The following is a 12,479-nucleotide window of genomic DNA, read 5'->3' as shown; positions in this document are numbered from 1 at the left end:
AATTTACACGGTAATCAACCCCGGGGACGCCCTGCGCCCTGAGGGTCAGAAATAGCCAATTTTTATCTTTTCCCGATTACGTTATTAAGGAGTCATGATGGATTTTCACAACCTGGCTTACTGGCAACAAAAAGCACGCGAACTGACGATTGAGACACGCTTATTTATTAACGGCGAATACAGCGCCGCCGCCGATAATAGCGTGTTTGCCACCATCGACCCGGCAGCGCAGCAGACCCTTGCCGAGGTCGCGCGCGGCAAAAAGGCCGACGTCGATCGCGCGGTCCAGGCCGCCCGCGGCGTTTTCGATCGCGGCGACTGGTCGCAGGCGTCTCCTGCCCAGCGCAAAGCGGTGCTGACAAAATTCGCCGACCTGATGGACGCCCATCGCGAAGAGCTGGCGCTGCTGGAAACCCTCGACACCGGCAAGCCGATTCGCCACAGCCTGCGCGACGATATCCCCGGCGCCGCCCGCGCGATCCGCTGGTATGCCGAAGCTATCGATAAAGTCTACGGCGAAGTCGCCCCCACCGGCGGCAACGAACTGGCCATGATCGTCCGCGAACCGATTGGCGTGATTGCGGCGGTGGTGCCGTGGAATTTCCCGCTGCTGCTGGCCTGCTGGAAGCTTGGCCCGGCGCTGGCGTCCGGCAACAGCGTGGTGCTCAAGCCGTCGGAAAAATCCCCGCTTACCGCCCTACGTCTGGCGGGCTTAGCAAAACAGGCCGGACTGCCGGACGGCGTATTTAACGTGGTGAGCGGTTTCGGCCATGAAGCCGGTCAGGCGCTAGCGCTGCATCCTGACGTCGAAGTGATTACCTTTACCGGCTCCACCCGCACCGCTAAACAACTACTGAAGGACGCGGGCGACAGTAATATGAAACGCGTCTGGCTGGAGGCGGGCGGCAAAAGCGCCAATATCGTCTTTGCCGACTGCCCGGATCTACAAAAAGCAGTCAACGCGACCGCCGGCGGTATTTTTTACAACCAGGGCCAGGTCTGTATCGCCGGTACCCGCCTGCTGCTGGAAGAGAGCATCGCCGACCGCTTTCTCGATCTCCTGAAAGAGCTGGCAAAGGGCTGGCAGCCGGGCAATCCACTCGACCCGAATACCACTATGGGCATGCTGATCGACAACACCCATGCCGATAGCGTCCACAGCTTTATTCGCGCCGGCGAAGCGCACAGCACGCTGCTGCTGGACGGGCGCAAAAATCCGTGGCCCGCGGCGGTCGGCCCGACCATCTTCGTCGACGTCGACCCCGCCTCCCCGCTCAGCCAGGAGGAGATCTTCGGCCCGGTGCTGGTGGTGACCCGCTTTAAAAACGAGGAGCAGGCGCTGGCGCTGGCCAACGATAGCCGCTACGGCCTCGGCGCGGCGGTCTGGACCCGCGATCTCTCCCGCGCTCACCGCGTCAGCCGCCGTCTGAAAGCCGGCTCCGTCTTCGTGAACAACTACAACGATGGCGATATGACCGTGCCCTTCGGCGGCTACAAGCAGAGCGGCAACGGACGCGATAAGTCACTGCACGCGCTGGAAAAATTCACTGAACTGAAAACTATCTGGATTGCCCTGGAGTCTTAATCATGAGCGAACATACCACCAGCTATTACGCCGCCAGCGCCAACCGCTATGAGCCGTTCCCGACGCTGGACGAATCAATCAGCTGCGACGTCTGCGTCGTCGGCGGCGGCTATACCGGCCTCTCATCGGCGCTGCATCTGGCCGAAATGGGCTACGATGTGGTGCTGCTGGAAGGCGCGCGCATCGGCTTCGGCGCCAGCGGGCGTAACGGCGGCCAGCTGGTTAACTCCTATAGTCGCGATATCGACGTTATCGAAAAAACCTACGGTCCGGACGCGGCAAAAATGCTCGGCAGCATGATGTTTGAAGGCGGCGACATTATTCGCGAGCGCATCCAGCGCTATCAAATCCAGTGCGACTATCGCCCCGGCGGGCTATTTGTCGCGCTGAACCATAAACAGCTGGAGACGCTGGAAGAGCAGAAGGCGAACTGGGAGCGCTACGGCAATACCCAGCTGGAGCTGCTGGATGCCAGCGCCATTCGCCGCGAAGTGGACAGCGACCGCTACGCCGGCGCCCTGCTGGACCACAGCGGCGGCCATATTCATCCGCTGAACCTGGCGATTGGCGAGGCGGACGCCATTCGGCTAAACGGCGGTCGGGTTTACGAACAATCACCGGTCACCCGCATTCAGCACAGCAGCCCGGCGGTGGTGACTACCGAACGCGGGCAGGTTACCGCCCGCTATGTGATCGTCGCCGGTAACGCCTATCTCGGCGATAAGCTCGAGCCGGAGCTGGCGAAACGCAGCATGCCGTGCGGCACCCAGGTGGTCGCCACCGCGCCACTGGCTGAGGATCTGGCGCGCTCGCTGATCCCGAAAAACTACTGCGTGGAGGATTGTAACTACCTGCTGGATTACTACCGTCTGACCGCCGATAACCGCCTGCTGTACGGCGGCGGCGTGGTGTACGGCGCGCGCGATCCGGACGACGTTGAGCGGCTGATTATGCCGAAGCTGCTGAAAACCTTCCCGCAGCTGCAGGGGGTGAAAATCGACTATCGCTGGACCGGCAACTTCCTGCTGACCCTCTCAAGGATGCCGCAGTTTGGCCGCCTCGATAACAATATCTATTATATGCAAGGCTACAGCGGCCACGGCGTCACCTGTACCCACCTCGCCGGACGGCTGATTTCGGAGCTGCTGCGCGGCGACGCCGAACGTTTCGACGCCTTTGCGAAGCTACCGCACTATCCGTTCCCCGGCGGGCGCAGCCTGCGCATTCCATTTACCGCCATGGGCGCGGCCTACTACAGCCTGCGCGACAGGCTCGGCGTTTAATCCCCCCGGCCGACGGCGCCTGCCGTCGGCAATGTTGCCTCGTCGTCCTGCTGCGGAAAGCGCTGGCGGAAGTAGCGGCGTAAAAACTCCACGGTGGTGCGAATTTTGGCCGAGGTCGCCAGCCGCGAGACGTATACCGCCCAGATATTGGCAGGCTGATAATACTCCGGCAGCAGATGCACCAGGTTGCCGCTGGCGATATTTTCCCTGACGTCCCACCACGAGCGCAGCGCGATCCCCTGCCCCTCGAGGCACCACTGGTGGACGATTTCGCCGTGGTTTGACGACAGCGGCCCGGTCACCTTGATGGCGTGCTCGCCCTCTTTATCGCGCAGCTGCCAGACGCCAAAGGGCCGGTCGCGCTCTTTGATCACCAGGCAGGGTAAGGCGGCAAGGTCGCTAAGCTGCTTTGGCGCCGGGTGACGGGCGATAAATTCCGGCGAAGCACAGAGAATTCGATGGTTGGTAGCAAGCTGGCGGGCAATCAGGTTAGGAGCGATGTCGTCGCCGACGCGAATATCCAGATCGACGCCTTCATTGGCTAAATCCACCAGCCGGTCGGCGACGTCGAAACGGATCTCCAGCTGCGGGTAGCTACGGGCCAGCTCGGAGAGCGCCGGCGCGACTACCCGCCGGCCAAAGCCAAAGCTGCTGATAATCCGCAGCGTCCCCTGCGGCACCTGCCGCGCATCGGAGAGCTCATCCATCATCTGATCGACGTCCTGCAGGATGCGCAGCCCCCATTCGTAGATGCGCTCCCCCTCTTCGGTGATAGCGACGCGTCGGGTGGTGCGGTGCAGCAGCTGGACGTTGAGCGTTTGCTCCAGCAGCGACACGCGCTTGCTGACGAAAGCCGGAGAGACCCCCAGCTCTTCAGCGGCGGCGGCAAAACCGGCGCGGCGGGCAACCAGCATAAAGACGCGCAAATCGTTCAGCAGCGGCAGATTATTCATGATTCGTGTTTTATGTTTCACCAGTTGGCGGGATTAATTATGAATCAGTCAATTATAGGATAGAGATGAAGTCAATTTCCCTTACCTGAAACTGAGAACAATGATGAATAAAACCTTACGTATTGCCGCCATCCCCGGCGATGGCATCGGTAAAGAAGTGCTGCCGGAAGGCGTCCGCGTGCTGCAGGCCGCCGCCGAACGCTGGGGGCTGGCGTTAAGCTTCGAGCACTTTGAGTGGGCCAGCTGCGACTATTACGCGCAACACGGCGCCATGATGCCCGACGACTGGCGCGCACAGCTGCAAACGTTCGATGCGATCTACTTCGGCGCGGTCGGCTGGCCGGATATCGTGCCGGATCACATCTCCCTGTGGGGCTCGCTGCTGAAGTTCCGCCGCGAATTTGACCAGTACGTCAACCTGCGTCCGGTGCGCCTGTTCCCCGGCGTCCCCTGCCCGCTGGCGGGTAAGCAGCCCGGCGATATCGATTTTTACGTGGTGCGCGAGAATACCGAAGGGGAATACTCCGCCCTCGGCGGGCATGTGAATCCGGGGACCGAACATGAAGTGGTGATTCAGGAGTCGGTATTTACCCGCCGCGGCGTTGACCGCATTCTGCGCTACGCTTTTGAATTAGCGCAAAGCCGCCCGCGCAGAACGCTAACGTCGGCGACCAAATCCAACGGTCTGGCCATCAGCATGCCCTTCTGGGACCAGCGCGTCGAAGCGATGGCGCAGGAATACCCGGAGGTGAAATGGGATAAACAGCATATTGATATTCTGTGCGCCCGCTTCGTGCTGCAGCCGGAGCGTTTTGACGTGGTGGTAGGCTCCAACCTGTTCGGCGATATTCTCTCCGACCTCGGTCCTGCCTGTACCGGCACTATCGGCATTGCTCCGTCGGCGAATCTCAACCCGGACCGCACCTTCCCGTCGCTGTTTGAAGCGGTGCACGGTTCCGCGCCGGATATCTACGGCAAAAATATCGCCAACCCGATTGCCACCATCTGGGCCGGCGCGATGATGCTCGACTTCCTCGGCAACGGCGACGCGCGCTATCAGGCCGCCCATGACGGCATTCTGGCGGCGATTGAGCAAACCATCGCCAGCGGACCGAAGACGCCGGATATGCAAGGCACCGCCTCCACCCAGCAGGTGGGCGAAGCGATTTGTCAGGCGATTGCCGGACGGTAGCCCCGGTAAGCGCAGCGCCACCGGGGGATTTTCCGGCTCGAATTACAACTCCAGCTCGCGCTGCAGCAGCGCCGCGATCGCCTCGCTGCTCTGCGCCGTCACCAGCGATTGCCGGAACTCCGCATGCATAATGCGCCGCGCCAGCCGCGAGAAAATACGCATATGCTGATCGCCCGCCGAATGTTTGTTCAGCGTCAGCATAATCACAAACTGCGCCTCGTCGTCGCCCCACGCTACCGGCTGCGCCAGGCGGGCGACGCTGATGGTCGACTGCTCGATATGCTCCGATTTACTGTGCGGAATGGCGAAGCTAAAGCCCAGCCCGGTGGAGAACACCGCTTCGCGGGCCCACAGATCGGCTTCCAGCTTACGCGGATAGCGGCAGCGCCCGGCCAGCAGCAGATTGTCGGTCATGCCCTTAATCACCTCCTCTTTACTGCGCCAGTCGCTGTTCAGCGTAATGCACTGAGGGGTAATCAGCGGCGCGTCCTGCTGGGTCATGCGGAACTGGGCCAGCAGGTGCTCGACCTCCAGCGAAGTACGGCACTGCATCGCCTGATTCAGCAACTGACGGCAGGCGCGGCTATCGAGCTGCGCCAGACGCGCCTTGGTCGCGGGGATCGACGGCGCGCTCATGCTTAGCTCATCGAGCCCCAGCCCTACCAGCAGCGGCAGCACCGAGCCTTTGGCCCCCAGCTCGCCGCACAGGCCGATCCATTTACCCTGACGATGCACCGCCTGAACCGCATAATCCAGCGCGCGCAAAAAGGCCGGGTTAAGGCTGTTGTAGTGGCGCGTCACCTTGGCATTATCGCGATCGACCGCCAGCAGATACTGGGTCAGGTCGTTACTGCCGATACTAAAGAAATCAATCTCTTCGCAGCACTGATCGATGATAAACATCACCGACGGCACTTCGAGCATAATGCCCAGCGGGATCTTCTCATCAAACGGAATATGTTCGCTGCGCAGCGACTGTTTGGCATCCGCCAACTGCTCCTTCACCCACAGAATCTCCTCCATCGAGGAAATCATCGGGATCATGATTTTCAGCGCGCCGTGCGCCGAGGCGCGCAAAATCGCCCGCAGCTGGGTGCGGAACAGCGCCTGATACTCTGCGTAAATACGCACCGCCCGGTAGCCGAGAAACGGGTTGTTCTCCGCCGGAATGTTGAGGTAGGCCACCGGCTTGTCGCCGCCGATATCCATAGTGCGGATGATAATGCTGCGCCCGTTGGCCGGCTCCAGCGCCTGGCAAAATATGTTGTAGAGCTCGTTTTCCGAGGGCGCGCTGGGCCTGTCCATATAGAGCATTTCGGTGCGGAACAGGCCTACCGACTGCGCGCCGTTGTTGAAGGCCGCCGTCGCCTCTACCGAATGGGCGATATTGGCCGCCACTTCCAGACGAATCCCGTCTTCCGTACGCCCCTCTTTATCCAGCCAGGCCTGCTGCTGGCGACGGATCTGCGCCTGCACCCAGGCCTCCTGCTGATAGTAGCGCGCCACCGCTTGATCGGGATTGACCACCACCAGCCCGGCGTTACCGTCAATCTGCACTCGCCGATCGACCCACGGCAGCAGCGCCTCCATATCGACGCCTACCAGAGTGGGAATATTGAACGAACGCGCGAGGATCACCGTATGTGAAGTGGTGCCGCCGCTGCGCAGCAGCAGGCCTTTAAGCAGGGTTTTATCCAGCTCAAGGAACTGGCTGGGAGTGAGTTCATCGGCGAGGCAGATGGCCTCTTCCGTCAGCTTACCCGGCGCCGGAAAGCGCGCTTCGCCGTAGATATGCTGCAGCAGCTGGAAGCAGACGTCGCGGACGTCCAGCACGCGCTCCTGCAAATAGCTGTTGCCGGATGCGCTGAACTGGGCGCAAAAATGTTCACCGCTAGCGACCACCGCTTCGGCGCAGCTCAGGCCGCTCAGCAGCCCGTCCAGCAGGTGCTGGCGCAGGGAGGCGTCGGTGGCCAGGGAGCGATGCGCTTCCAGGATCGCGCTGGCGGTGCCGTCGTTATCCAGCAGGCGAAACTCAATGTTTTTCACCAGCAGAGTCAGCCCTTTATCCAGCGCCGCCTGCTCCTGTTCGATGGCGCCCGCCGCCGGTAGCGCGCCTAAATCGCGCAGATCGAGGGACTTAAGATGGGTGAGCCTGCCGCCCGCGCTGCCGGCGCAGACCGGTAAGGCGTGAAACAGCGTGGGATTGAGGCGCGAGAGGGATTCAGGAACCGGCTGAACATCCATCTGCTCCGCCGTCGGCAGCGGCGCATCGCAGTGCGGAAATTCGTCGCGGATAAACGCCGATAGCGCGGCGAACGCCTGTTCTTCGTCCTCTCCGCTGACGATCAGCTCACAGCGGTCCCCCTTCAAGGTATTGGTGCCGATAATCGCCAGCGCGCTTTTCGCGTTCCCGCGCCCTTCCGTGCGGATATTTAACCATTCGACCGAAGACGAAAAAGTATTGCACAGCGTTTCGACCAGGCTTGCCGGGCGCGCATGTACGCCGTTGGGCAAATCACATATGAATTCAATTACCAGAGCCATCGCCTTCCTCCTGAATAATGCGTATTAGCCAAAAGGTAAAGAAAGAAGCCGCCCGCCACTACGTGATAAAAGTGGTAATTACTGGATAATTGTATGCCAGACTCTTTTTTATGCTCGTGGTCACAAATCGCCCTATTAACGGCGTCAAAAACCCGCCAGAACTAAGATTTGAGGTGGATCGCAATTTTCTTCTCGTCTTACAAATATCCAGTAAATGCACTTTTTCTCTACTATTTTATGCGCCGCCCTTTTTCTAAGGTTGAGACATCAACTCAGTCACGGGCCACGCAGCGCTCAGGAGAAAAACAATGAATGAACTGGTGCAAATATTAAAAAATACACGCCAGCACCTCATGACCGGGGTGTCACATATGATCCCGTTTGTCGTGTCCGGTGGGATCTTGCTGGCAGTCTCCGTCATGTTGTACGGCAAGGGCGCGGTGCCCGATGCCGCCACCGACCCTAACCTGAAAAAACTGTTTGATATCGGCGTGGCCGGGCTGACGCTGATGGTGCCGTTTCTGGCAGCCTATATCGGCTACTCCATCTCCGACCGCGCGGCGCTGGCCCCCTGCGCCATCGGCGCCTGGGTCGGCAACAGCTTCGGCGCCGGCTTCTTCGGCGCGCTGATTGCCGGGATCATCGGCGGGCTGGTGGTCTACTACCTGAAGAAGATCCCGGTGCACAAAGTGCTGCGCTCGGTGATGCCCATCTTCGTTATCCCGATTATCGGCACCTTTATAACCGCCGGGATCATGATGTGGGGTCTCGGCGAGCCGATTGGCGCGCTGACCGCCAGTCTGACCGGCTGGCTGCAGGGCATGCGCGAAGGCAGCATCGTGATTCTCGCCATCATTATGGGTCTGATGCTGGCCTTCGACATGGGCGGTCCGGTGAATAAAGTCGCCTACGCCTTCATGCTGATTTGCGTCTCGCAGGGCGTTTACAGCGTGGTCGCTATCGCCGCCGTCGGCATCGCCGTGCCGCCGCTGGGCATGGGCCTGGCAACGCTGATTGGGCGCAAATACTTCTCCGCTGAAGAGCGAGAAACCGGTAAAGCCGCGCTGGTGATGGGGTGCGTTGGCGTCACCGAAGGGGCGATTCCCTTCGCCGCCGCCGACCCGCTGCGCGTTATCCCGGCCAACATGATCGGCGCAGCCGCCGGTTGCGTGACCGCCGCGCTGCTCGGTGCCCAGTGCTACGCCGGCTGGGGCGGGCTGATCGTGCTGCCGGTGGTTGAAGGTAAAGGCGGATTTATTGCCGGTCTGGCGGTGGGCGCCATCGTCAGCGCCGCCTGCGTCATCCTGCTCAAAGCCCTTGCGAAAAAGAAAACGTCAGACGCCAAAGCCGATGACGAGATGGATCTTGATTTCGAAATTAACTGAAACAGTGGAAGGAATATTGTATGACCAAAATTATCGCCGTTACCGCTTGCCCGTCTGGCGTCGCCCACACCTATATGGCCGCCGAGTCGCTGGAGAGCGCCGCTAAAGCCAAAGGCTGGCAGGTCAAAGTCGAGACTCAGGGCTCCATCGGTATTGAGAATGAACTGACGGCGGAAGACGTCGCCAGCGCCGATATGGTGATCCTGACTAAAGATATCGGCATTAAGTTCGAAGAGCGTTTTGCCGGTAAAACCATCGTGCGCGTCAATATCAGCGATGCCGTGAAGCGCGCCGAAGCCATTATGAACAAAATCGACAGCCACCTTTCACAGAATGCCTGACCGAAAGCACGGGGCGCGACCTGCGCCCCGCAAAATAACATGGAGTTTGTCATGACTAATCGCACTCAACGCTTAAAAGACCGTCTGTTCGCCAACCCGCGCGAAATCTCCCTCGAGCGGGCCCTGCTCTACACCGCCAGCCATAAGCAGACGGAGGGCGAGCCGGTGATGATCCGCCGGGCGAAAGCGACCGCATGGGTTCTCGACCATGTGCAGATTTCGATTCGTGATGATGAACTGATTGCCGGTAACCGCACGATCAAGCCGCGCGCCGGGATTATGTCGCCGGAGATGGACCCCTACTGGCTGCTTAAGGAGCTGGACCAGTTCCCGACCCGCCCGCAGGACCGCTTCAATATTAGCGAAGAAGATAAGCGCATCTACCGCGAAGAGCTGTTCCCCTACTGGGAAAATCGCTCGATGAAGGACTTCATCAACAGCCAGATGACCGATGAAGTGAAGACCGCCGTCAGCACGCAGATTTTTAGCGTTAACCAGACCGATAAAGGCCAGGGGCATATCATTATCGACTACCCCCGCCTGCTGGAAAACGGCCTCGCCGCGCTGGTGGCGGAGCTTAAGGCGTTGAATAAGCAGCACCCGCAGAACAGTTTTTATCAGGCGGTGCTGATCCTGCTGGAAGCCTCCCAGCGCCATATTCTGCGCTATGCGGCGCTGGCCGATGAGATGGCCGCCGGCTGCGTTGACCCGCAGCGGCGCAAAGAGCTGGAAACCATCGGCGAAATTTCGCGCCATAACGCGCTGCACCGCCCGGAAGACTTCTGGCAGGCCTGCCAGCTCTTCTGGTATATGAACATCATTTTGCAGTATGAATCCAACGCCAGCTCCATTTCGCTGGGGCGCTTTGACCAGTACATGCTGCCGTACTATCAGGCGTCGTTGAATCGCGGCCAGGATCCGCAGTTTCTTCAGGAGCTGCTGGAGTCGCTGTGGGTGAAGTGCAACGATATCGTCCTGCTGCGCTCCACCAGCAGCGCGCGCTACTTCGCGGGCTTCCCGACCGGCTATACCGCCCTGCTCGGCGGCCTGACCGAGACCGGACGCAGCGCGGTCAATATCCTGTCGTTTTTATCCCTCGACGCCTACCAGAACGTGCGCCTGCCGCAGCCGAACCTCGGCGTGCGGGTCAACGAGCTGATCGACCGTCCGTTCCTGCGCAAAACCGCCGAAACCATTCGCCTCGGCACCGGCATTCCGCAAATCTTTAATGATGAAGTGGTGATCCCGGCGTTTCTCAACCGCGGCGTCTCGCTGGAAGACGCGCGGGATTATTCGGTGGTCGGCTGCGTTGAGCTGTCGATCCCGGGGCGCACCTACGGCCTGCACGATATCGCCATGTTTAACCTGCTGAAGGTGATGGAAATCGTGATACTGGAAAACGAAAGCAATCCTGATATCACCTGGGATGGGTTGATTAATCAAATCCGCGACAAGATTCGCTATTACATTAAGCTGATGGTCGAAGGCAGCAATATTTGCGATATCGGCCACCGCGACTGGGCGCCGGTTCCCCTGCTCTCTTCCTTTATTGAAGACTGCGTGCAGCACGGCCAGGATATTACCGAAGGCGGCGCGCGCTATAACTTCTCTGGGGTGCAGGGTATCGGCATCGCCAACCTCAGCGACTCGCTGCACGCGCTCAAAGGGATGGTGTTTGAGCAAAAACGCCTGAGCTTCGCCGAGCTGATCGCGGTGCTGAAAGCCAACTTCCAGACGCCGGAAGGGGAAAAGATCCGCGCGCGCCTGATCAACCGCTTCGAGAAATACGGCAACGATATCGACGAAGTGGACAACATCAGCGCCGATCTGCTGCGCTTCTACTGCAAAGAGGTTGAGCGGTATCAGAACCCGCGCGGCGGTCATTTCACGCCGGGCTCCTATACCGTCTCCGCCCACGTGCCGCTGGGGTCGGTGGTTGGCGCGACGCCGGACGGACGCCTGGCCGGGGAGCAGCTGGCGGACGGCGGGCTGTCGCCGATGCTCGGCCAGGACGTGCAGGGGCCGACCGCGGTGCTCAAGTCGGTCAGCAAGCTGGATAACTTTCTGCTCTCCAACGGTACGCTGCTGAACGTCAAATTCACCCCGGCGACCCTTGCCGGCGACAGCGGCCTCAACAAGCTGGCCGACTTTCTGCAGGCCTTCACCAAGCTGAAGCTACAGCATATTCAGTTCAACGTGGTCAACGCCGACACCCTGCGCGAAGCCCAGCAGCGGCCGCAGGACTTCGCCGGTCTGGTGGTGCGCGTCGCCGGCTATAGTGCCTTTTTTGTCGAGCTGTCGCAGGAGATTCAGGATGACATTATCCGCCGCACCGCGCATCAGCTGTGAGGTGATGGAAACGCGCGCCGATAAGGCGCGCATTTTTAACATCCAGCGCTACTCTTTGAATGACGGTCAGGGGATCCGCACCGTCGTGTTTTTTAAAGGCTGCCCGCACACCTGCCCGTGGTGCGCCAATCCGGAATCGATCTCGCCGAAAATTCAGACCGTACGCCGTGAGAGCAAGTGCCTGCGCTGTTCCCGCTGCCAGCAGGACGTGGTCGAGTGCCCCTCCGGCGCGTGGGAGCAGATTGGCCGCGACGTCACCCTGGATAATCTGCTTAAAGAGGTGCTGAAGGATGAGGTCTTCTTCCGCGCCTCCGGCGGCGGCGTCACCCTGTCGGGCGGCGAGGTGCTGATGCAGGCCGAGTTTGCCGCGCGTTTTCTGCGCCGCCTGCGCGAATGGGGAGTGAGAACGGCGATTGAAACGGCGGGCGATAGCGCCTTCAGCCGTTTTTTTCCGCTGGCGCAGGCGTGCGACGAAGTGCTGTTCGATCTGAAAATCATGGATGAAGCGCTGGCCCGCGAGCAGCTGCGGATGAATATGCCGCGGGTGCTGGATAACTTCGCCCGTCTGGTGGACGCGCATATTCACGTGATCCCCCGGGTGCCGCTGATTCCGGGGTTCACGCTTAACGAAGAGAATTTCCGCCAGATTCTGGCGTTTTTGGCCCCCTTTAAGCTGCCCGAAATTCATCTTCTGCCGTTCCATCAGTACGGCGAACCCAAATATCACTTACTGGGAAAAACATGGTCGATGTCGATGATTAAAGCGCCCGCGGAATCTGAGATTCAACCATTCAAGACGCTGGCCGAACGGGCCGGTTTTAGCGTGACCGTCGGCGGATAACGCCTG

General features: G+C 60.1%; 9 protein-coding genes. 7 read left to right on the top strand and 2 right to left on the bottom strand.

The window, feature by feature from the left end:
- The first annotated feature begins 97 nt into the window (after positions 1-97).
- Both puuC and KOSB73_RS13070 read left to right on the top strand, forming a co-directional pair.
- Positions 98-1,585 carry an aldehyde dehydrogenase PuuC gene (puuC, locus tag KOSB73_RS13075; RefSeq protein ID WP_064411167.1) on the top strand — a complete coding sequence of 496 codons (1,488 nt, stop codon included), beginning with the start codon at positions 98-100 and terminating at the stop codon, positions 1,583-1,585.
- A 2-nt stretch (positions 1,586-1,587) separates the two neighbouring features.
- Positions 1,588-2,868 carry an NAD(P)/FAD-dependent oxidoreductase gene (locus tag KOSB73_RS13070; RefSeq protein WP_024359585.1) on the top strand — a complete coding sequence of 427 codons (1,281 nt, stop codon included), beginning with the start codon at positions 1,588-1,590 and terminating at the stop codon, positions 2,866-2,868.
- Here KOSB73_RS13070 and KOSB73_RS13065 read toward each other — a convergent pair.
- A complete protein-coding gene (locus KOSB73_RS13065) occupies positions 2,865-3,842 on the bottom strand; it encodes a LysR substrate-binding domain-containing protein (protein WP_162685308.1) in 978 nt (325 codons plus the stop codon). The two genes, KOSB73_RS13070 and KOSB73_RS13065, sit on opposite strands and share 4 nt — an antisense overlap.
- Positions 3,843-3,924: 82 nt before the next feature.
- Here KOSB73_RS13065 and KOSB73_RS13060 point away from each other — a divergent pair, with 82 nt between their 5' ends.
- Positions 3,925-5,013: a tartrate dehydrogenase gene (locus KOSB73_RS13060; protein WP_049085168.1), complete on the top strand. Its 1,089-nt coding sequence runs from the start codon at positions 3,925-3,927 to the stop codon at positions 5,011-5,013.
- Between the two features lie 42 nt (positions 5,014-5,055).
- On the opposite strand, the gene ptsP is transcribed toward KOSB73_RS13060, so the two are convergent.
- Positions 5,056-7,557, bottom strand: coding sequence for a phosphoenolpyruvate--protein phosphotransferase (gene ptsP, locus KOSB73_RS13055; RefSeq protein ID WP_098140572.1), 2,502 nt, complete (start codon positions 7,555-7,557; stop codon positions 5,056-5,058).
- A gap of 308 nt (positions 7,558-7,865) precedes the next feature.
- Here ptsP and KOSB73_RS13050 point away from each other — a divergent pair, with 308 nt between their 5' ends.
- Genes KOSB73_RS13050 through KOSB73_RS13035 form a run of 4 tightly spaced genes read left to right on the top strand, consistent with a single transcriptional unit; the run spans position 7,866 to position 12,473 of the window.
- Positions 7,866-8,942, top strand: coding sequence for a PTS fructose transporter subunit EIIC (locus KOSB73_RS13050; RefSeq protein WP_004131253.1), 1,077 nt, complete (start codon positions 7,866-7,868; stop codon positions 8,940-8,942).
- Between the two features lie 20 nt (positions 8,943-8,962).
- Positions 8,963-9,283, top strand: coding sequence for a PTS fructose-like transporter subunit IIB (locus KOSB73_RS13045; protein ID WP_004100938.1), 321 nt, complete (start codon positions 8,963-8,965; stop codon positions 9,281-9,283).
- A gap of 51 nt (positions 9,284-9,334) precedes the next feature.
- Positions 9,335-11,632: a formate C-acetyltransferase gene (locus tag KOSB73_RS13040; RefSeq protein WP_098140571.1), complete on the top strand. Its 2,298-nt coding sequence runs from the start codon at positions 9,335-9,337 to the stop codon at positions 11,630-11,632.
- Positions 11,598-12,473: a [formate-C-acetyltransferase]-activating enzyme gene (locus KOSB73_RS13035; RefSeq protein WP_024359590.1), complete on the top strand. Its 876-nt coding sequence runs from the start codon at positions 11,598-11,600 to the stop codon at positions 12,471-12,473. Before KOSB73_RS13040 ends, KOSB73_RS13035 begins: the two co-directional genes overlap by 35 nt.
- Positions 12,474-12,479 lie beyond the last annotated feature (6 nt).

The sequence above is a fragment of the Klebsiella grimontii genome (genome assembly GCF_900200035.1).
GTDB classification, from domain to species: Bacteria; Pseudomonadota; Gammaproteobacteria; order Enterobacterales; family Enterobacteriaceae; genus Klebsiella; species Klebsiella grimontii.
This window is presented reverse-complemented; position numbering and strand designations above follow the sequence as displayed.